The sequence below is a fragment of the Paenibacillus dendritiformis genome (assembly GCF_021654795.1).
Classification (GTDB): domain Bacteria; phylum Bacillota; class Bacilli; order Paenibacillales; family Paenibacillaceae; genus Paenibacillus_B.
Genome location: NZ_AP025344.1, coordinates 5,845,203 through 5,865,501, shown reverse-complemented (window position 1 = coordinate 5,865,501; position 20,299 = coordinate 5,845,203). Strand labels below are relative to the sequence as shown.

Annotated in this window: 23 protein-coding genes and 1 riboswitch; all 23 genes read left to right on the top strand. The window is 57.0% G+C overall.

Annotated features, from left to right (window positions below):
- Positions 1–59 precede the first annotated feature (59 nt).
- The 23 genes from L6439_RS26130 (at position 60) to nuoH (ending at position 20,296) form a co-directional block, all read left to right on the top strand.
- On the top strand, positions 60–1,232 hold the full coding sequence (locus L6439_RS26130) for an L-threonylcarbamoyladenylate synthase (RefSeq protein ID WP_213469861.1): 1,173 nt from the start codon (positions 60–62) through the stop codon (positions 1,230–1,232).
- 108 nt (positions 1,233–1,340) lie between these two features.
- The gene (locus L6439_RS26125) at positions 1,341–1,904 is read left to right on the top strand and encodes a manganese efflux pump MntP (RefSeq protein WP_168182372.1); all 564 of its coding nucleotides are present in this window, start codon (positions 1,341–1,343) and stop codon (positions 1,902–1,904) included.
- 184 nt (positions 1,905–2,088) lie between these two features.
- Complete coding sequence (locus L6439_RS26120; protein WP_168182371.1) at positions 2,089–2,682, top strand: low molecular weight protein arginine phosphatase; 594 nt, start codon at positions 2,089–2,091, stop codon at positions 2,680–2,682.
- A gap of 44 nt (positions 2,683–2,726) precedes the next feature.
- Positions 2,727–2,810: riboswitch (ZMP/ZTP riboswitch) on the top strand.
- 471 nt (positions 2,811–3,281) lie between these two features.
- Positions 3,282–3,740: a ribose 5-phosphate isomerase B gene (gene rpiB, locus L6439_RS26115; protein ID WP_168182370.1), complete on the top strand. Its 459-nt coding sequence runs from the start codon at positions 3,282–3,284 to the stop codon at positions 3,738–3,740.
- 23 nt (positions 3,741–3,763) lie between these two features.
- The gene (locus tag L6439_RS26110) at positions 3,764–4,333 is read left to right on the top strand and encodes a TIGR01440 family protein (protein ID WP_168182369.1); all 570 of its coding nucleotides are present in this window, start codon (positions 3,764–3,766) and stop codon (positions 4,331–4,333) included.
- 72 nt (positions 4,334–4,405) lie between these two features.
- Positions 4,406–5,656: a serine hydroxymethyltransferase gene (locus tag L6439_RS26105; protein WP_168182368.1), complete on the top strand. Its 1,251-nt coding sequence runs from the start codon at positions 4,406–4,408 to the stop codon at positions 5,654–5,656.
- Between the two features lie 524 nt (positions 5,657–6,180).
- Positions 6,181–6,810: a uracil phosphoribosyltransferase gene (gene upp, locus L6439_RS26100; RefSeq protein WP_213469862.1), complete on the top strand. Its 630-nt coding sequence runs from the start codon at positions 6,181–6,183 to the stop codon at positions 6,808–6,810.
- 66 nt (positions 6,811–6,876) lie between these two features.
- Positions 6,877–8,031: a non-hydrolyzing UDP-N-acetylglucosamine 2-epimerase gene (gene wecB / locus L6439_RS26095; protein ID WP_213469863.1), complete on the top strand. Its 1,155-nt coding sequence runs from the start codon at positions 6,877–6,879 to the stop codon at positions 8,029–8,031.
- A 176-nt stretch (positions 8,032–8,207) separates the two neighbouring features.
- Positions 8,208–8,441, top strand: a complete 234-nt coding sequence (locus L6439_RS26090; protein ID WP_168182365.1) for an AtpZ/AtpI family protein — start codon at positions 8,208–8,210, stop codon at positions 8,439–8,441.
- Positions 8,434–8,811 (top strand): ATP synthase subunit I, encoded by a 378-nt coding sequence (locus L6439_RS26085; RefSeq protein ID WP_168182364.1) that lies wholly within the window; start codon positions 8,434–8,436, stop codon positions 8,809–8,811. Before L6439_RS26090 ends, L6439_RS26085 begins: the two co-directional genes overlap by 8 nt.
- A gap of 30 nt (positions 8,812–8,841) precedes the next feature.
- Positions 8,842–9,627 (top strand): F0F1 ATP synthase subunit A, encoded by a 786-nt coding sequence (atpB, locus tag L6439_RS26080; protein ID WP_168182363.1) that lies wholly within the window; start codon positions 8,842–8,844, stop codon positions 9,625–9,627.
- 97 nt (positions 9,628–9,724) lie between these two features.
- Positions 9,725–9,937, top strand: coding sequence for a F0F1 ATP synthase subunit C (atpE, locus tag L6439_RS26075; protein WP_005544835.1), 213 nt, complete (start codon positions 9,725–9,727; stop codon positions 9,935–9,937).
- Between the two features lie 92 nt (positions 9,938–10,029).
- Entirely contained in the window at positions 10,030–10,515 is a 486-nt protein-coding gene (gene atpF / locus L6439_RS26070) for a F0F1 ATP synthase subunit B (RefSeq protein ID WP_168182362.1), read from the top strand.
- Positions 10,512–11,054 carry a F0F1 ATP synthase subunit delta gene (locus L6439_RS26065; protein ID WP_168182361.1) on the top strand — a complete coding sequence of 181 codons (543 nt, stop codon included), beginning with the start codon at positions 10,512–10,514 and terminating at the stop codon, positions 11,052–11,054. The genes atpF and L6439_RS26065 overlap by 4 nt, the downstream gene beginning before the upstream one ends.
- Before the next feature lie 34 nt (positions 11,055–11,088).
- Positions 11,089–12,603 (top strand): F0F1 ATP synthase subunit alpha, encoded by a 1,515-nt coding sequence (gene atpA, locus L6439_RS26060; RefSeq protein WP_213469865.1) that lies wholly within the window; start codon positions 11,089–11,091, stop codon positions 12,601–12,603.
- Positions 12,604–12,706: 103 nt separating this feature from the next.
- Positions 12,707–13,567: an ATP synthase F1 subunit gamma gene (atpG, locus tag L6439_RS26055; RefSeq protein WP_168182359.1), complete on the top strand. Its 861-nt coding sequence runs from the start codon at positions 12,707–12,709 to the stop codon at positions 13,565–13,567.
- 43 nt (positions 13,568–13,610) lie between these two features.
- Positions 13,611–15,017, top strand: coding sequence for a F0F1 ATP synthase subunit beta (gene atpD, locus L6439_RS26050; RefSeq protein ID WP_168182358.1), 1,407 nt, complete (start codon positions 13,611–13,613; stop codon positions 15,015–15,017).
- Between the two features lie 67 nt (positions 15,018–15,084).
- Positions 15,085–15,507: a F0F1 ATP synthase subunit epsilon gene (locus L6439_RS26045; protein ID WP_168182357.1), complete on the top strand. Its 423-nt coding sequence runs from the start codon at positions 15,085–15,087 to the stop codon at positions 15,505–15,507.
- 458 nt (positions 15,508–15,965) lie between these two features.
- Positions 15,966–16,340 (top strand): NADH-quinone oxidoreductase subunit A, encoded by a 375-nt coding sequence (locus L6439_RS26040; RefSeq protein WP_213469867.1) that lies wholly within the window; start codon positions 15,966–15,968, stop codon positions 16,338–16,340.
- Positions 16,325–16,843 carry a NuoB/complex I 20 kDa subunit family protein gene (locus L6439_RS26035; RefSeq protein ID WP_168182355.1) on the top strand — a complete coding sequence of 173 codons (519 nt, stop codon included), beginning with the start codon at positions 16,325–16,327 and terminating at the stop codon, positions 16,841–16,843. Before L6439_RS26040 ends, L6439_RS26035 begins: the two co-directional genes overlap by 16 nt.
- A complete protein-coding gene (locus L6439_RS26030; RefSeq protein WP_237096653.1) occupies positions 16,840–18,180 on the top strand; it encodes an NADH-quinone oxidoreductase subunit C in 1,341 nt (446 codons plus the stop codon). Before L6439_RS26035 ends, L6439_RS26030 begins: the two co-directional genes overlap by 4 nt.
- Positions 18,181–18,185: 5 nt before the next feature.
- The gene (locus L6439_RS26025; protein WP_213469869.1) at positions 18,186–19,286 is read left to right on the top strand and encodes an NADH-quinone oxidoreductase subunit D; all 1,101 of its coding nucleotides are present in this window, start codon (positions 18,186–18,188) and stop codon (positions 19,284–19,286) included.
- Positions 19,286–20,296, top strand: coding sequence for an NADH-quinone oxidoreductase subunit NuoH (gene nuoH / locus L6439_RS26020; protein ID WP_168183047.1), 1,011 nt, complete (start codon positions 19,286–19,288; stop codon positions 20,294–20,296). Before L6439_RS26025 ends, nuoH begins: the two co-directional genes overlap by 1 nt.
- Positions 20,297–20,299 lie beyond the last annotated feature (3 nt).

The following is a 20,299-nucleotide window of genomic DNA, read 5'->3' as shown; positions in this document are numbered from 1 at the left end:
AGATGCCGAAGCTCTTTTGGCATCTTTCTTGCGTTGATCCCCATCTGAGAGAATAAGGAATGAACGTCATGAATCGATTCAATGAACCGAAGCTTGCCGACCAGGCCTTGGAAGTTGCTGCCGGTCATGAGGGCGAAGCGACGAAGCGCTGGACGGTCGATGCGGCGCGGCCGCTCGACGGTCAGCCGGCCATTGTGGAGGCGGCGGCCCTGCTGGCCGCGGGCGGCACGGTGGCTTTCCCGACCGAGACGGTCTACGGCCTTGGCGCCGACGCCCGCGATACGCAAGCCGTCGAGCGCATCTTCGCCGCCAAGGGCCGCCCGTCCGACAACCCGCTCATCGTGCATATCGCCGATATGGCGATGCTGGATGAGCTGGTCGAGCCGTTCGGCGGGACGGCGCGCCGCCTGATGGAGCGCTTCTGGCCCGGACCGCTTACGATTGTGCTCCCGGTGCGCCCCGGAGCCGTCTCGCCGCGGGTGACGGCGGGCCTCGACACGGTCGGCGTCCGCATGCCGGCGCATGATACGGCTCTGGCCCTGATCCGTACCGCCGCATGCCCGGTGGCCGCGCCGAGCGCCAACCGGTCCGGCCGTCCGAGCCCGACACGTGCCGAGCATGTCGCCGAGGATCTGGACGGCCGCATCGGCGGCATTGTCGACGGCGGACCTACCGGCGTTGGCGTCGAATCGACCGTCGTGGAGCTGCACGGCGACCGTATCCATGTGCTGCGCCCCGGCGGCGTGACGACCGCCATGCTGCGCGAGATTGCCGCCGAGGTTACGATCGACCCGGCCGTCGATCCGGACGGCGCGCTGGCGGTTCCCGCGGCGCGGGAGGACGGCGAAGCGCTGGCGGCGCCGCGTTCCCCGGGCATGAAATACGCCCACTACGCTCCGCAAGGCATGCTCGCGATCGTGAAGAGCGCCTCGCCGGAAGCCGCGGCCCGCCGCATCCAGGAGGAGCTCGACGCCGCCCGGGAACGCGGAGAGCGCACGGGCGTGCTCGCTTTCACCGAGCAGGCCGCTGACTACCGCGCGGATGTCGTCGTGCCGCTGGGCAGCGTGTCCGCGCCGGAGGAGGCCGCCCACCGGCTGTATGAAGGGCTGCGCCGCTGCGACGAGGAAGGGGTCGGCTTCATTATGGCGGAAGCCTGCTCCACCGAAGGGATCGGGTTGGCGGTGATGAACCGGCTGCTGAAGGCCGCCGGCCACCGCGTTATCCGCTGCTGAACGGCGGGGATATCAGGCTGGACGCCGCGCGTCCCCCTTAAGGACTAGTCATCATTGCCTTCTTGTCCGCATACGCTGATCTCAGACGATGGACAAGGGGAGAACGCGATGTGGGAGACGGCAGTACCGGCAGGTCAGTGGATCACGATAGTCGTCATGGCCGTGGCACTCGGTTTTGACGCCTTTTCGCTTTGTCTGGGCCTGGGCATGAGAGGGGTGCGCTCGGCGGATATGCTCCGCATCGGCGGAATTATCGCGCTGTTCCATGTCGCGATGCCGCTGCTTGGCGTCCTGACGGGCCATTACATCAGCTCCATCCTTGGGCATGTCGCGGTGATGGCCGCCGGCGGGCTGCTCATTATGCTGGGCGCGCATATGATGTTCAGCTCTTTCCGCGGCGGGTCTTCGGGCTCTTTGTATCAGATGCGGATCTGGGGAACGCTGCTGTTCGCTTTGAGCGTAAGCGTCGATTCGTTCTCCGTCGGGGTATCGCTGGGGATGTTCCATACCAGCCTTATCGTAACGATCATGGCCTTCGGCCTGGCCGGGGGAGCGATGTCCGTCATGGGACTGGCACTCGGCCAGCGGGTCGGGGCCGCCATCGGCGAATACGGGGAAGCGGTCGGAGGAGCGATTCTGCTTGCCTTTGGCATTCTCTTTTTGCTGCCATGACGGGTAAGCTGTCAATTTGGACGATTCGGGTACGATACAGTAAGGGATTTTTCCGTGTGGGGAGGAGACACGAGCCTGAAAGCCGCGGCTGGACTTACCGATAATCAGGGAGCCCGGTGCGCTTGCAGCCGCCCCGCCCTGCCGAGAAATAGAAAGCATATACCATCCAAAGGAGTGACGGCCTATGAACCGGATATTATTCGTATGTACTGGGAACACCTGCCGCAGTCCGATGGCGGAAGCGATGTTCCGCCAATTGGCCGCCGACCGGGGGCTGGCGTTGGAGGTCAAGTCCGCGGGCGTATCGGCATGGGATGGGACGCCGATGTCGGATCATGCCGCCGCCGTGCTCAAGGAACACAATATCGAGGGACACGAGACGTTCGCTTCGACCGCGCTGAGCGACGCGGAGGTGTCCTGGGCCGATCTGATCTTGACGCTGACCGTCGGCCATAAGCGCCATGTGCTGCAGCGGTTCCCCTCGGCTGCCGATAAAATATACACGCTGAGGGAATACGCGGAGCCGGGAGAGGGCGGTTCCGGAGAGCGCGAACGGCTGCAGGAGCTGGCCGCCGAGCTGCAGTTGAAGCAGGCGCTGGGACAGGAGCCGACGCCGGAGGAGCGGGCGGAGCTGGCTGAACTGGAGCGTCGCTGTCCGAACCCGGATGTCGCCGATCCGTTCGGCGGGTCGCTGGAGGAGTACCGGATGACCGCGATGCAGATTCGGGAAGCGCTGCTTGTCGTGGTGGACAAGCTGGCCTCGTCTGACACAAAGTGATTGCATTTCCGCGGCGCATCCCTTATTATCGGAAATAGATGAGTGGCACTCGGTGTGACTGGCGACGGAAGTGGGAGAACCACGGTGGAGCATCGAGTGATATACGGCCGGTCGCCTGGGCGAAAGAGCAATGCATGGTTACGGCCATGCTATGCTCTTTTTTCATTTTTGAGCGTCCGCTTCTGATCGCGAACGGAGGCAGGAAGTAGTTCGGCATCGAATCTTGCATTCGCTCTCGAACAGCGTCCGCTTCCGAAGTATGTTTCCTGCGGAAACGTTGTAGCTGTTCATGCCGTCTTGCCTGCACTGCGCGGCTCCTTGCAAGTTTTGCGAAGCAAAACTCGCTGCGAAAGCATCCGCTTCAAGTTCTTGCGACCTTCCCGGTGCTGAAAACCGGCCTTTTGAATACGCATGTCATGGCCTATACGGGGGATGCGGCCCCTTCTTCCGGTGCTGGCGTTGAGAAGCAAGCTTTCGCGAAAATGATGTCGAGAACGCGGGCCAACGGTTCGAAAATTGGTTATAATGGACAGACAGCATATTGTTTCCTGGAGGGGCGGAGGCTTCGCCCAGGGAATGATGGGATGGAGGGAACGTACATGAAAATTGCAATTGGGGCGGATCACGCAGGTGTGAAGCTGAAGGACGGCATCATCGCGGTCATTCGCGAACTGGGACATGAGGTGGAGGATCTTGGCTGCCATTGCGCCGATTCGGTCGATTATCCGGATTATGCCGTGCCTGTCGCCGAGAAGGTGGCCGCCGGCGAAGCCGATCGCGGAATTCTGATCTGCGGGACCGGGATTGGCATGTCCATCGCCGCGAACAAAGTTCCTGGCGTGCGCTGCGCGCTCGTGCATGATCTGTTCAGCGCGAAGGCGACCCGGGAGCATAATGATTCGAACGTGCTTGCGATGGGGGAACGGGTCATCGGCCCCGGCCTGGCGGAAGAGATCGTTCGCGTCTGGCTCGGCACGGAATTCAGTCAAGGAGAGCGCCATCTCGGCCGCATCCGCAAGGTGGAGGAAGCCGAGCGCAAGTACAACCCGGCTCCGTAGCGCATCAGCGAGGAGGAAGCGACATGAATTCTTCTTATGAGCGGCAGGCCGAGCAGGCTGCCCGGGAATTGGCGGCTTCGGCGAAGCTTGTCCCGGGCCAGCTGGTCGTGATTGGCTGCAGCACAAGCGAAGTGGCCGGCGCGCGCATCGGCACGGCCGGCACGCTTGAGGTTGCCCGCATGCTGTTCGACGGCCTGAATGTGCTGCGGACCGAGTTCGGCCTGCAGCTTGCATTTCAATGCTGCGAGCATCTGAACCGCGCGCTGGTGGTGGAACGCCGCACGCTGGAGCGGTTCCGCCTGGAGGAGGTCGCCGCGGTGCCTGTTCCGCATGCGGGCGGCTCGATGGCGGCGCAGGCGTACCGCATGCTGCCGGATGCATGTCTGGCCGAGTCGATCGAGGCGCATGCCGGGATCGATATCGGCGAGACGCTGATCGGCATGCATTTGCGCCGGGTGGCCGTCCCGCTGCGGACGGAACTTCGCGCCATCGGCAGCGCCAGGGTGACGATGGCTTCGACGCGGCCGAAGCTGATCGGCGGCGAGCGGGCGGTCTACCGCGTGCCGGACGATAGCGGAACTTCATGCGATTAGTGCGGTTCGCGGCCTGTTTTCGCAAGATTGGTGTCTGATTATGATTAAGGATGAAATGGGAGGGCTTAGCCAATGGTAGAACATTTACGACAAGCGGATCCGGAAGTGCTGAGAGCGATGGATTTGGAGCTGCAGCGGCAGCGGAACAATATCGAGCTTATCGCCTCGGAAAATATCGTAAGCGAAGCGGTCATGGAAGCGATGGGGACCGTCCTGACGAATAAATATGCGGAAGGCTATCCGGGCAAGCGCTACTACGGAGGCTGCGAGCATGTCGACATCGTCGAGGACATTGCCCGCAACCGCGCGAAGGAACTGTTCGGGGCCGAGCACGCGAATGTGCAGCCGCACTCCGGCGCGCAGGCGAACATGGCGGTCTATCTGGCGGCCTTGAAGCCCGGAGATACCGTTCTTGGCATGAATCTGGCGCATGGCGGCCACTTGACGCACGGCAGCCCGGTCAACGCTTCGGGTCTGCTCTATAATTTCGTGGCTTATGGCGTGGAAGAAGACACGTTCCTGATCGATTATGACAAGGTGCGCAAGGCAGCGTTCAAGCATCGTCCGAAAATGATCGTCGCCGGCGCCAGCGCTTACCCTCGCATCATTGATTTCGAAGCGCTCGGTGCTATCGCCAATGACGTGGGCGCGTTGTTCATGGTCGATATGGCGCATATCGCCGGTCTGGTCGCCGCGGGTCTGCATCCGAGCCCGGTTCCGCATGCGCATTTCGTGACGACGACGACGCACAAGACGCTTCGCGGTCCGCGCGGCGGCATGATTCTGTGCCGTTCGGCCTGGGCGCAGGCAATCGACAAAGCCGTCTTCCCGGGCACGCAGGGCGGTCCGCTCATGCATGTGATTGCTTCCAAGGCCGTTGCGCTGGGCGAAGCTCTCCAGCCATCCTTCAAGCAATATGCGGCACAGGTCATCGAGAATGCGCAGGCGCTGGCAGCGACCCTGCTCGAAGAAGGACTCAATATCGTATCCGGCGGCACAGACAACCATCTGATGCTGATTGACACGCGCAATGTCAACATTACCGGCAAGGATGCGGAGAAGGTGCTGGACTCGGTGGGCATTACCGTGAATAAAAACGCGATTCCGTTCGATCCGACAAGTCCGTTCATTACAAGCGGTATCCGCATCGGCACGCCGGCTGCGACTTCACGCGGCATGGATGTCGAAGCGATGCGCACGATCGGCAAGGTGATTGCCATGACGCTCAAAAATCCGGCCGACGAGGCAACGCTTTCGAGCGCGCGCCGGATGGTCCAGGAATTGACGGGGCAATACCCGCTGTATCAGACGATCAAATATTAATCGGCATAGAAGATGTAGTCCGGCTTTCCCCGGGGCGGCAGCTCAGGGGGGGCCGGTTTTTTTATGGGAGGAGAGGTGAAGGGCAGCCTTATCTCCACTATCCCCGCAGCCCATAATTTTCATCTTTTCCGAGTTGGCATATTCCCCTGCCTGACTGGATGGGAGAGAAGCCTGACCGGAGGGGATAGGGCCGCAAAGGACGGCATAGGAGATAAATCTACTCAAGGAGAACTCCAAGCCGGGCCTTTCCGGATTCAGGCGTTTCCGTACGCAGGGCGGAGAAAATGTAAAAAGGGCACAAACTTTATTTTTGATCCAGGTATAACCAAAGGGAGGGATGTCACTAATAGGGATAGAGCCGATTTGATGCGAGAGGCGCAGGCGATAAATGGGAGTCATAAAGTGATCTCGAAAACGTGCAGATGCAGGGCTGGAATGTTATAATAGGCCTGTTTGACGATGTATATGAATCGCTGGACATTTTCTAAGAAGCAACATGAGTAAAAAGCGGAGGGACACATTATATGGGCAAATTGATCATTTGCGATCATCCTTTGATTCAACACAAATTGACACTGATTCGCGACAAGCGCACGAATACGAAAGATTTTCGCGAGTTGGTCGACGAAGTCGCGACACTGATGGCGTATGAGATTACGCGCGAACTTCCGCTGCAGACATCCACGGTGGAGACGCCGGTGGCGGAGACGGAATGCAAGGTGATTTCCGGCCGCATGCTGGGCCTGATTCCGATTCTGCGTGCCGGTCTGGGCATGGTAGAAGGGGTCGTGAAGCTGATTCCGGGGGCCAAAATCGGACATGTCGGTCTGTTCCGCGATCCGGAGACGTTGAAGCCGGTTGAATACTACACGAAGCTGCCGACCGACGTGCATGAGCGGGCGCTGATTGTCATCGACCCGATGCTGGCGACCGGCGGTTCGGCGATTGCCGCCATTGATGTGCTGAAGAAGCGCCAATGCACCCAGATTAAGCTGATGTGCCTCATCGCGGCGCCGGAAGGGGTCAAGGCGGTTCAGGATGCGCATCCGGACGTCGACATTTATTTGGCCGCGTTGGACGAGCGTCTCGATGATCACGGCTATATCGTGCCGGGATTGGGCGATGCCGGCGATCGGCTGTTCGGAACGAAATAAGGGTTTTTCGCAAGTTAAACGGTGGCATGAAATGCCAATAATATGGGAATAGCGGAGGAGAACGAAATGTCGAAGCTGAAAGTGATGACGGTGTTCGGTGTCCGCCCGGAGGCCATCAAGATGGCGCCTCTCATTCTGGAATTGCAGAAGCATCCGGAGGAGATCGAATCGATCGTCTGCGTGACGGCTCAGCACCGTCAAATGCTCGATCAAGTGCTGGACGTATTCCGCATTCGGCCGGACTATGATTTGGACATCATGCAGGCCCGGCAGTCATTGAACGATATTACGATCAGGGTGCTGCAAGGGCTGGAGCCCGTGCTGAAGGAGGCGAAGCCGGACATCGTGCTTGTGCACGGCGATACGCTGACGACTTTCCTGGCCAGCTATGCGGCGTTCATGCAGCAGATTCCTGTCGGTCACGTCGAGGCGGGATTGCGCACGTGGAACAAGCTGTCGCCGTATCCGGAAGAGATGAACCGGCAGCTGACCGGGGTGCTGGCGGACCTGCATTTTGCCCCGACAGAATGGTCCGCGAACAACCTGAAGCAGGAGAATAAGAAAGAATCATCGATATATGTCACAGGCAACACAATAACAGATGTGTTTCAATATACAGTACGTTCCGATTACACCCATGAGGTTCTGGAATGGGCACAGGGCAAGCGCCTCGTGCTGATGACGGCTCACCGCCGGGAATCGCAAGGGGAGCCGCATCGCAATATTTTCCGTGCCGTGCGGCGCATCGCCGATGAATTCGAGGATATTGCCATTGTCTATCCGGTGCATCCAAGCCCGGCCGTTCGTGTTCCGGCGCATGAGATGCTGGGCGATCACCCGCGGATCAGGCTTATCGAGCCGCTCGATGTCGCTGATTTTCACAACATCTATCCGCATACGCATCTTATCCTTACGGATTCCGGCGGCATGCAAGAAGAGGCGCCGTCCTTTGGCGTACCCGTACTTGTGCTTCGGAGCACAACCGAGCGCCCGGAAGGCATTGAAGCGGGCACGCTGGAGCTCGTCGGCACGGACGAAGAGAAGGTGTATAACCGAACCAAACAATTGTTGACCGATCAGGAGCTATATTCCCGGATGAGCCGCGCGGCGAATCCGTACGGAGACGGGAAGGCGTCCCAGCGTATTGTCAGTGCGATTCTTCACAGTTTCGGGCGGCAAGCGGAGCGTCCGGAGTCTTTTCACACAAAGTTCACAATTTGAATTCGGAGCGTCTTCTATACCCTAACGTACCAGCATACAGTGATACTGTACGGTTTACGCGGATTTTTACGACATCGAGAGCCAAAATACAACGTTTTCATCCTTATAAATACAAGGTTTTTACGAATTGACAAAATCTCGTATTGTTCAGTAAAATGAATGGGAATTATTAGCCTATGAAGACTTCGAAACGCAATGACAGCGCTTGGTTCATCGCTCTCAGCATCGGTGGAGCCGGTGTCACGCTCGCCGTGTACATCGTCATCGGATACTTTGCGGGGAAATGGCTGGCGCAAATGTTGGACGGGCCCAAGCTGTGGCTGGCCGTCGGCATGATCGCCGGGATGTGTCTCGGCATCATGAACATTATTTATTTTGTAAGGAAGTTCATGGGGGAACAAGATGAATGATATGACTTCGATTGTCCATGCCGTGACCAGGGTGGCATTCATCCTGATGTCGATGTTCCTTCTCGTATGGGCTTTTTCACCGGAGCACCGCCCTTATGCAGCCGGCTTGACGCTAGGAACCGTCGCCGGTCTCATCAATGCGCGCTATTTGTCGATGAAGGTGAGACAGCTGGCCGAACTTGCCGCCAGTCAGACAAGGCAGAGGTTCAACCTTGGACTCGTTACGAGAATGTGTATCGTTCTCTTGGCCGTGATGATCGGCATGAAGTTCGAACAGGTGTCGCTTGTGTCGACCATTGTGGGACTGATTTTCATGCAAGTCATGACCATTATCGTTAGCGTCATTATGGAATGGAGAAAAGGTGAATAAGCAGCTTATTGGAAAGGGGTGAACACATTTATGCACTCAGCACCGATTATCGAGGTTGGCGGACTGCACTTGGATTTATCCATTATACTCACGCTGCTCATCAGTGTAGTCATCGTATTCATCATTGCACGATTGGCCGTCCGCAATCTGTCGGTCGAGAACCCTTCCAAAATGCAGAACTTCATGGAATGGGTTGTCGAATTCGTACAGGGGATTATCGGCAGCGCGATGGATTTCAAAAAAGGCAAGGCATACATCTCCCTCGGGATGACGCTTATCTTGTTTATTTTTGTATCCAACCTGCTGGGATTGCCGTTCGCGGTTATTACGGAGGCGCACCACCCGGTAACCATCTTCGGCCAGGAGATCGTTACGACGAGCCAACAGGTCTTCAACGATCTTGCTGCCAAAGGCAAGCCGGAGCACGTCCATCTGCTATGGTATAAGTCGCCGACGGCAGACATTTCCGTTACCTTCGGTCTGGCGTTCATGGTCTTCGTCATCGTGAACTTCCTGGGCTTGAAGAACAACCGCAAGCATTACCTGAAGCATTATATCGAGCCGTTCCCGATTTTCCTTCCATTGAACATTGTGGAAAACCTGGCGAAGCCGGTCGCGCTCGGTATCCGTCTTTACGCGAACATTTTCGCGGGCGAGGTCTTGATATCGACGCTCATCGGAGCGGGCGTATTCGGTCTTCCGTTCCTCGCGGCTTGGCAAGGATTCAGTATTTTTATCGGCGCATTGCAAGCTTTCATCTTCACGATGTTGACCATGGTCTACATCGCGCAAGCGTCCGTGCATGAAGAACATTAACAAACTCTGCCGAATCATCATTTTGATGAGCTACTTCGGGTGAGACATATAAACAAAAGCAATTCACAAATACATGAATTTGAGGAGGACTTTTCTAATGGGTATGTTAGCAGCAGCAATTGCAGTAGGTTTGGGCGCATTGGGCGCAGGTCTTGGTAACGGTATGATCGTAAGCCGTACGGTGGAGTCGATCGCCCGCCAACCGGAAGCCCGCAACATGTTGCAGACGACCATGTTTATCGGTGTCGGTATCGTCGAGGTTATTCCGCTCGCAGCTACAGTTATCGCATTCCTGGCAATGTTCTCTTAATGAATAGACAAACGGTCTGGCGGGGAAGGCCGATGCCATCCGCGCCTTCGTTTTGTAAATGCGCGTCATGTTAACGGAAAGGAGTGACTGTAGTGAATTTCGTGTGGGAAAATTTCGTATGGGCGATTCTCGCGTTCCTTATCCTATATTTTTTGCTTCAAAAATATGCGTTCGGGCCTCTGTTCAGCGTCATGGAGAAACGCCGCGAGCTGGTCAAGCAGCAGCTCGACGAAGCGGCCAACAGCCGGACTCAAGCTCAGGCTTACATCGAAGAGCAGAAGCAAGCTCTCGATTCTGCCCGCAAAGAAGCTTATGACATTATCGAGCAGGCGAAGCAGACCAGCGTTAGACAGGCCGACGAAATCATCGGTCAAGCGAAGACCGAGACAGCTCGCTTGAAGGAAGAAGCAGCCCGCGATATCGAGAGCGAGAAGAACAAGGCTGTGGCTGCCCTGCGCAATGAAGTCAGCGGCATGTCTGTCGCCATCGCCTCGAAGCTTCTTCAGAAGCAGGTGGACGAGAAGGACCAAGAGCAATTGGTTGACCAGTACCTGAAAGAGGTAGGGGGCAAACAATGAGCAAAGATATAGCGAAGCGTTATGCCAAAGCGCTGTTCGACCTGGCATCCGAGCGCAAAGCCATTGCCGAGACCGAGCAGCAGCTGAAGGCTGTCGTTGAAGTCATGAACTCGACTTCGGAACTGTACGTTCTGTTCTCCGCGCCGAATATTGATATCAGCGTGAAGCAGGCTATCGTTCGGCAGGCGTTCGAAAGCGAAGTATCCGAGATTGTCCTGAATACGCTGCTGCTCCTGACGGAACGGGGGCGCATCCGCATCCTTCCCGACCTGGCGAATCACTTCGTCCGCATCGTCGGCGAAGCGACCGGCGTGACAGATGCCTATGTGACGACTGCCTTTCCGCTGGACGAGGCCGGGAAGCAAGAAGTGGCCGCCCAGTTCGGACAGATGCTCAACAAGACGATCCGCGTTCACAATGTGGTCGATGCTTCGATCATCGGCGGCATGAAGGTGCGCATCGGCGATGTCTTGTATGACGGAAGCTTGTCCGGCCAGCTGGAGCGTATTCAAAAAACGTTGAAAACACAAGTACGTTAAACGATATAAGCACGGAAGAATGGGGTGAAGCGAATTGAGCATCAGACCTGAAGAAATCAGCACATTGATTAAAAGTCAAATCGAGAATTACAAGACTGAGATCGAAGTGGCCGAAGTCGGCACGGTTATCAATGTCGGTGACGGTATCGCCCGCGTTCACGGTTTGGAGAACTGCATGGCCGGGGAGCTTCTGGAGTTCTCCAACGGCGTCGTAGGCATGGCTCTCAACCTGGAGGCAGGCAACGTTGGTATCGTTATTCTTGGTCCTTACACCGATATTCGCGAAGGGGATCAAGTCAAACGTACGGGACGCATTATGGAAGTGCCGGTCGGCGAAGCGCTGCTCGGCCGCGTCGTGAATTCGCTCGGACAGCCGGTTGACGGCAAGGGAGAGATCGCGACGACGGAATTCCGTCCGGTGGAATCGAATGCGCCGGGCGTCATCGACCGTAAATCGGTTCATGAGCCAATGCAAACCGGGATTAAAGCGATTGACTCGATGGTGCCGATCGGGCGCGGACAGCGGGAGCTGATCATCGGCGACCGTCAGACCGGGAAGACGACCATCGCTATCGATACAATTATTAACCAAAAAGGCAACGGCGTAAAATGTATTTACGTCGCTATCGGCCAAAAGCAATCGACCGTAGCTCAAGTCGTGGAAACACTGCGCCGCCACGGCGCTTTGGACTATACGATTGTCGTTACGGCATCGGCATCCGAACCGGCGCCGCTTCTCTTCCTGGCACCGTACGCAGGCTGCGCGATGGGCGAGTACTTCATGTACAAAGGCGAGCATGTGCTGGTCGTATACGATGACCTGTCCAAGCAAGCGGCGGCATACCGCGAGCTCTCCTTGCTCCTTCGCCGTCCACCGGGCCGCGAGGCATATCCGGGCGACGTCTTCTATCTCCATTCCCGCTTGCTGGAGCGCGCGGCGAAGCTCAGCGACGAGAATGGCGGCGGCTCCTTGACGGCCTTGCCGTTCATCGAGACGCAGGCGAATGACGTATCGGCGTACATTCCGACGAACGTCATCTCGATTACGGACGGACAGATCTTCCTTGAGTCCGATCTGTTCTTTGCCGGCCAACGTCCGGCGGTTAACGTCGGTATTTCCGTATCCCGCGTAGGGGGAGCGGCTCAGATTAAGGCGATGAAGAAGGTCGCCGGGACACTGAAGCTGGATCTGGCTCAATACCGCGAGTTGCAGGCCTTCTCCCAGTTCGGTTCCGATCTGGACAAATCGACGCTGGCCCGCCTGGAGCGCGGCGCCCGTCTGATGGAAATCCTGAAGCAGGGCGTCAACGAGCCGCTTCCGGTTGAGAAGCAGGTCGTCAGCATCTATACGGCGACGAGAGGCCATGTCGACGATATTCCGGTCAAGGACGTTCTTCGCTTCGAGCAGGAGCTTCATATGTACCTGCAGTCGAACAACGATGAAATCTATCAATCGATCCGGGATACGAAAGATTTGAGCAAAGAAAACGAAGAGGCACTGGTGCAGGCGATTACCAAGTTCAAGAAGAGCTTCGCCGTGTCGAGCTGATTATAGAGTGAACAGGCAAGCCGGGAAGCCAATGGCGGCCCGGCCTGCACAGGGATGAATTCCGCTTTGCCTCCCGCAAAGTGTGAAAGGCAGGTGAAGGTAAGTGGCTAAAGGGATTCTCGAAATACGACGCCAGATCAAGAGCATACAGAGTACAAGGCAGATCACGAAGGCAATGGAAATGGTGGCGGCAGCGAAGCTTCGCCGCGCACAGGAGAAGGCGGAAGCGGCTCGTCCTTATGCGGATAAGCTGAAGGAAGTCGTCTCCAGCATCGCCGCAGGCACGCAAGGCATTCAGCATCCGATGCTCGCGAAGCGTCCGGTGAAGAAGACGGGATATCTGGTCATCACTTCCGACGGCGGATTGAAGGGCGGCTATAATGCCAACGTGCTCCGCAAAGTGATGCAGGTCATTAACGAGCGTCACCGTTCGGCGGATGAATATGCATTGTTCGTCATCGGGCGCAAAGGCCGCGATTACTTCCGCAGACGGGAAATGCCGATGGTGGAGGTCGTGACGGAGCTGCCTGATTCTCCAAGCTTCGCGAATATTAAGACGATAGCTTATAAAGCCGTGAAATATTTCGAAGAAGAGCAGTACGACGAACTCAACCTGTTCTACAACGAATTCGTCAACGCGATCACGCAGGTACCGGTCGAGAAACGCCTTCTTCCATTGGATGATGACGCATTGGGCGGAGAGACGACCAGTTATGAGTATGAACCTTCGCCGGAGGCGGTACTGCATGATCTGCTGCCGAAATATGCGGAGACGCTCATTTACAGCGCGCTGCTGGATGCGAAAGCAAGCGAATTCGGCGCGCAGATGACCGCTATGGGCAGCGCGACGAAGAACGCGACGAAGATGATCAACTCGTTGACATTGTCTTATAACCGTGCGCGCCAAGCGGCGATCACGCAGGAAATTTCTGAAATTGTAGCTGGAGCGAACGCTCAAGCTTAAACGGGTAACAGGATAGCGCAAGTTTTCAGTAGGAGGGAACGAGATGAACAAAGGACGCGTGATTAGCGTAACCGGTCCGGTTGTCGACATTGAGTTCGAACGCGGTCAACTTCCGGAGATATTGAACGCGATCAAGATTGAACAGAAATCGACGACTCCTGGCGCGCCTGACATCGACTTGACATTGGAAGCATCCGTCCATCTGGGCGATGACGTAGTGCGCTGCGTCGCGATGTCTTCGACAGATGGTCTGGTGCGCGGCATGGAAGCAACCGATATGGGGCATCCGATTACCGTACCGGTAGGCGCGGCGACATTGGGCCGTGTCTTCAACGTGCTGGGCAATACGATTGACAATGCGGGGGACGTCAGCCGCGAGCTGTCCAGCCCGATTCATAAGCCGGCTCCTAGCTTCGACGAGCTGACGACGCAAGCGGAGATTCTGGAGACCGGGATTAAGGTCATCGACTTGCTTGCTCCGTACGTCAAAGGCGGCAAGATCGGCCTCTTCGGCGGTGCGGGCGTTGGGAAAACCGTCACCATTCAGGAGCTTATCAATAACATCGCGCAGGAGCACGGCGGGATTTCCGTCTTCGCCGGCGTAGGCGAGCGTACCCGGGAAGGGAACGACCTCTACTATGAAATGAGAGACTCCGGCGTTATCAACAAGACGGCGATGGTGTTCGGTCAGATGAACGAACCGCCTGGAGCGCGTCTGCGCGTTGCTCTGACCGGTCTGACGATGGCGGAATATTTCCGTGACGAAGAAGGCCGCGACGTGCTGCTTTTCATCGATAACATTTTCCGATTCACGCAAGCGGGCTCCGAAGTATCCGCCCTGCTGGGCCGCATGCCTTCCGCGGTAGGTTACCAGCCGACGCTGGCTACCGAGATGGGACAATTGCAGGAACGAATTACGTCGACCAAAAAAGGCTCCGTAACATCCATTCAGGCGATCTACGTTCCCGCGGATGACTATACGGACCCGGCGCCGGCGACGACGTTCGCCCACTTGGACGCAACGACGAACCTCGACCGGAAAATTTCCGAATTGGGTATTTTCCCGGCGGTCGATCCGCTGTCTTCGTCATCCCGCGCCCTGTCGCCGGATATCGTCGGCAAGGAGCACTATGATGTGGCGCAAGACGTGAAGAAGCTTCTTCAGCGCTACAAAGAGCTGCAAGACATTATCGCCATTCTCGGTATGGATGAGCTGTCGGAGGATGACAAGCTGACGGTAGCCCGGGCGCGGAAGATTCAACGCTTCCTGTCCCAGCCGTTCCACGTTGCCGAGCAGTTCACGAACATTCCCGGGAAGTACGTGCCGGTCAAGGAAACGGTTCGCAGCTTCAAGGAAATTCTCGACGGCAAGCACGACGACCTTCCGGAAGCGGCATTCCTGTTCGTCGGCACCATCGAAGAAGCGGTGGAGAAGGCAAAGACGCTATAAGCGGCTTGACGTGAAACGGGCTGTCCGGAACGGGTAGTTCCGGATGGAACGGAAGGAGGAACCGCAGTTGAGCACCTTTTTATTGGAAATCGTCACACCCGAGCATAAAGTGTTCGAGGATCAAGTGAACATGATTACCGTCAAGGGCGTGGAAGGTGAACTCGGCATTTTGGCAGGACATATCCCGATGGTAACGCCGCTGCAGGTTGGGCCGATGAAGATTAAGACAGGCAGCAAGGAGCACTGGCTTGCTGTTCATGGCGGGTTCGTGGAAGTACGCAGAGACAAGGTCGTTGTCTTGGCGGAAAGCGCGGAATTGCCGGAAGAAATCGACATCGAGCGTGCGAAGGCAGCAAAGGCGCGTGCGGAACAACGCCTGGCAATGGCTCAACGGAGCAAACAGGATCACGTCGATTTCCGCCGTGCGGAATTGTCGCTCCAACGTGCCGTAACACGGATCCAAGTGTCCCAAAGAAACGTACAACGATAATCGATTCAAGCCGAGCGCTGTTAGCGTCTCGGCTTGATTTATATGCGGAAGGCTTGCGCAGCGCTCTTCCGCCGAATTGACCCCTGGTTAGTTGAACGCAGCCGCCTGGCTTCCGTCGGAATACCGATATTCGACGCATGATTCCGCAACAACGATCCCTCAACGATGAACCATGGACTATTCTCTCTAAGCCGATAGTAATAATAGACTTTATCTCTCTGGACTTTCATTTGAACGAATATGTATATATTTCCACAAAAGCTTCTTTGAAATGCTTCTATTGTCCTGTCGCGATGAATAAAATATAACGATATGTCCATAAGCCGTATTACAAAAAGAAATACAAATTATGCCAGGAATTGCATAGACGGGGTTGGTAGGTTTTGTTATAATTGTGGCGGGTTTTATAACAATTGAATACAGGATTGTCTGTAATACGATAAGCTGCGACGGAGGGGATGTCTTTGGAGTACATCAACAATTACGTCATCGTGGCCATTTTTGTCGGACTCGGTATTTTTCTGCCGGTGGCCGCTCTGACAGCGGGCCGGCTGCTCAGGCCGAAGAAGCCGACAGACATGAAACAAACAACGTATGAAAGCGGTAACGAGCCGGTTGGTGTGGGACAAGTTCGATTTAACATCCGGTATTATTTGTTTGCCCTTATGTTTGTCATTTTCGATGTGGAAACCGTTTTCTTGTACCCGTGGGCGGTTGCGTACAAGCAGCTTGGCCTGTTCGCGCTGATCGAGATGCTGATTTTTGTCGGATTGCTGTTGGTTGGATTAATTTACGCCTGGAAAAAGAAGGTGTTTCGATGGGATTCTCTTTAGAGTCAATCACGTTGGAAGAGCGGCAGGAACTGGAGCGCAATGTCTTTTTCGGCACGCTGGAGCAACTGAAGGCATGGGCGCGCAGCAACTCGCTCTGGCCGCTGACGTTCGGTCTCGCCTGCTGCGCAATCGAGATGATGGGCACCGGCGCTTCGCACTATGATCTGGACCGCTTCGGCGTCATATTCCGGACCTCCCCCCGCCAGTCGGACGTCATGATCGTGTCCGGAACGGTAACGAAGAAGATGGGGCCGCTGTTGAGACGTCTGTACGAGCAGATGCCTGAGCCGAAATGGGTGATTGCCATGGGCTCCTGCGCGACGGCTGGCGGACCTTATGTCAAATCGTATTCGGTTATCAAAGGCGTCGATCAGATTGTACCGGTCGATGTCTACATACCGGGTTGCCCGCCGAATCCGGCGGCATTGATTTATGGCATTAACAAGCTGCAAGCGAAAATCCGCTACGAAGCGAAGACCGGAAAGCGGGTGACGGATGCGTGAGCAAGAAGAAGAGGAAGGATCGGGAGGCGGTTCAGCCGCCGCTAGAAGCCGAGAAGGATGAAAAAACGGAACAGGCTGGGAAAGAAGAGCAGATTGAAACTAACGAAACGGCCATGAAGGAAGAGCGGACAGAGAAAGAGGAAAAGACGGCACAGCAAGAGAAGGCTGAAAAATCCGGCAAAACCGGGATGGCCGTGAAGGCCGAGGATACCGATCAAGCCGGGAACGATGCACCGGCGAGAGAAGCCGGGGAATCTGAAAATGACGAACCGAACAGGAAAGTCGGGGGAGCTTCTGCCGGGCCGGAAGGGAAGGAGGCAGTACAAGCGGAAGCAGCCGCGCCGAGTCCAGGGGATGCCGAACCGTCCGCGTCTGCAACGGGGGAAGGAGAGACAGCGGAGAAGCCGGTGAAGGAGACGGCCGAGGGAACGGCGCCGCTGGAAGAGCCCGCGTCCGATCCGGAAGGCGCTGCGGAAGCGCCAAAGGCGGAGCCCGCGAAGGAAGCGGCGTCCCCGTCCGCTGAGAGCGCGCCGCCTGCCGTGGAGGCGAGCGAACGCGCCGAAGCCGCGCCGAAGCCGGCGCCCGAACCCGGCTCGTCCGAGCCGTCCGCGCCGGCGGATAAGGCGAAGCGCGCGCCGCTTAGCGAGGAGGAGAAGGCCGCCCGCCTGAAGGCCGCGGAGGAACGGCGCGCCGCGAAGGCGAGGGCTGCGGCCGAAGGAGGCGAGGGCGCCGCGGGAGCTGCGGGCGAACGGCCTGCCGGGGCAGCTGCGGGAGCCGCAGCCGGCGACAAGCCCGAGCGCCCGGCACGAGCGCCGCGGGCGAAGGCGAGCGAGGAGCCGCCGAAGCCGAAGGAGCCTTCACCGAAGCAGCCCATCCTTGATGCGCTGGTCGCCCTGCTGAAGGCGGAAGTGGCGGCGGATGCGGTGGAGGAGGCCGTCATTAACGAAGAGAACGGGCATTTGCCGACGATTACCGTGAAGAATGAGCACTGGTTGGCTTGCGCTCAGCTGCTTCGGCATCATCCGGAGTGGTCCTGCAATTACTTGCGGAATCTGGCCGGCGTAGACCGCGAGACGCATCTCGAGGTTGTCTACTATTTGATCAATTTATCCACGAAGGCCGAGGCGGCGGTTCACGTCAAAACCGATCGGGATCAGCCGTCCATTGCTTCGGTCACGCCGATCTGGCCTACCGCGAATTGGTGTGAACGGGAAGTGTATGACCTGCTGGGCATCGATTTTCCCGGGCATCCCGATCTCCGCCGCATCATGATGCCGGACGATTGGGTCGGCCACCCGCTGCGCAAAGACTATGAGCCGTTGGATTCGGAGGTGTAATCCCCTTGATTCGCACAGAAGAACTGCTCTTGAACGTCGGTCCTCAGCATCCGAGCACGCATGGCGTTTTTCGCATTGTCGTGAAGCTTGACGGCGAAGTGATCAAGGAAGCCACCCCCGTGATGGGCTATCTGCACCGGGGGACAGAGAAGCTGGCCGAGAACCTCAACTACACGCAAATTATCCCTTACACTGATAGAATGGACTATGTGTCCGCGATGACGAATAACTATGTGCTTGTCCATGCCGTCGAGAAGATGATGCAGCTCGAAATCCCGGAACGAGCGGAATTTCTCCGCCTGATCGTAATGGAGCTGCAGCGCGTGGCCAGCCATCTCGTCTGGTGGGGCACCTACCTGCTGGACATCGGGGCGATGAGCCCGTTCCTCTATGCGTTCCGCGATCGAGAAATTATCATCGATCTGTTCAACGAGCTGTGCGGCGCGCGGTTGACGTACAACTATATGCGCGTCGGCGGCGTCAAGTGGGACGCTCCGCCGGGATGGATTGACAAGGTGCGCGACTTCATTCCTTACATGCGCAAGCGGTTGAAGGAATATGACAAGCTGGTAAGCGGGAACGAGATCTTTTTGGCCCGCATCAAAGGAATCGGAACCTATGATGCCGAGACGGCCATCGCCTATGGATTGAGCGGAGCGAATCTGCGCTGTACCGGCGTGAAATGGGATCTGCGGAAGGAGGAGCCGTACAGCTTGTACGACCGCTTCGAATTCGACGTCCCGGTGGGAACGGGCGGCGATTGCTATACGCGTTACGTCCTCCGGCTGGAGGAGATTCACCAGAGTCTGCGCATTCTGGAGCAGGCGGTGGAACAATTCCCGGGCGACGGGGAGACGATGGGCAAGGTGCCGCGCGTCATCCGTCCGCCGGAAGGAGAAATCTATGCGCGGATTGAATCGCCGCGCGGCGAGATCGGCTGCTATATCGTATCGCGGGGCAAGCAGGAGCCTTATCGCTTGAAGTTCCGGCGTCCTTCCTTCGTCAACCTGCAAATCCTGCCGAAGCTGCTCGTCGGAGAGACGATGACGAACCTGATCACGATACTGGGCGGGGTTGATATCGTCGTCGGGGAGGTGGATTGCTAGTGCAAGAACTAATCGCGCAATCGCTCACTTGGACAAATGCATTTATCTTTCTGGGCTGGGCTATTGTCATGATGCTTGTCGTTCTCGGCTTCGTCACGTATGCGATCTACTTTGAACGGAAAGTGATTGGCTGGATGCAGTACCGCCATGGCCCGTCCCGGGTCGGTCCGCTCGGGCTGCTGCAGACCGTCGCGGACATATTCAAGCTGCTTATTAAGGAAGACACCATTCCGCGCAAAGCCGACCGGGCCTTGTTCATCCTCGCGCCAGTCATCGCCTATGTGCCCGCGTTCGCCGTACTGGCTACGGTACCGTACAGCGAGCGTCTCGGCTTCGCCGATCTGAATGTGGGCTTGCTCTACTACGCCGCCCTCTCCAGCATTACGACCATCGGCATCATTATCGGAGGCTGGGCCTCGAACAATAAATATTCACTTTTGGGCGGAATGCGCTCTGCGGCGCAGATGATCAGCTATGAGATACCGCTTGTCATCTCTGTCGTCGGCATTATTCTATTGAATGGATCGCTCAGTTTGCGTACCATTGTAGAGGGGCAGGGCAATTATTTTTGGGAATGGAATCTGTTCCCGCAAATTATCGGCTTCGTCGTCTTCATCATTGCAGGGATATCGGAGCTGAACCGGACTCCTTTCGATTTGCCGGAGGCGGAGTCCGAGCTGGTCGCCGGCTATCATGTGGAGTACAGCGGTTTCCGGTTTGCCTTTTTTATGCTGGCGGAATATGTGTACGTCTTCGCGCTCTCCGCGCTGACGACGGTGCTGTTCCTTGGCGGTTGGCATCCGCCGTTTCCGTTCCTTGATTTTATTCCCGGAATCTTATGGTTCGCGCTCAAATTCTCGTTCTGCGTCTTCTTCGTCTTCTGGCTGAGGGCGTCCATGCCGCGCATTCGCGTGGATCAACTGATGAGCTTCGGCTGGAAGGTGCTGCTGCCGCTGGCGCTTCTGAATGTGTTTGTGACGGCGCTGTACATCGAATTTTTCAACAAATAGGCT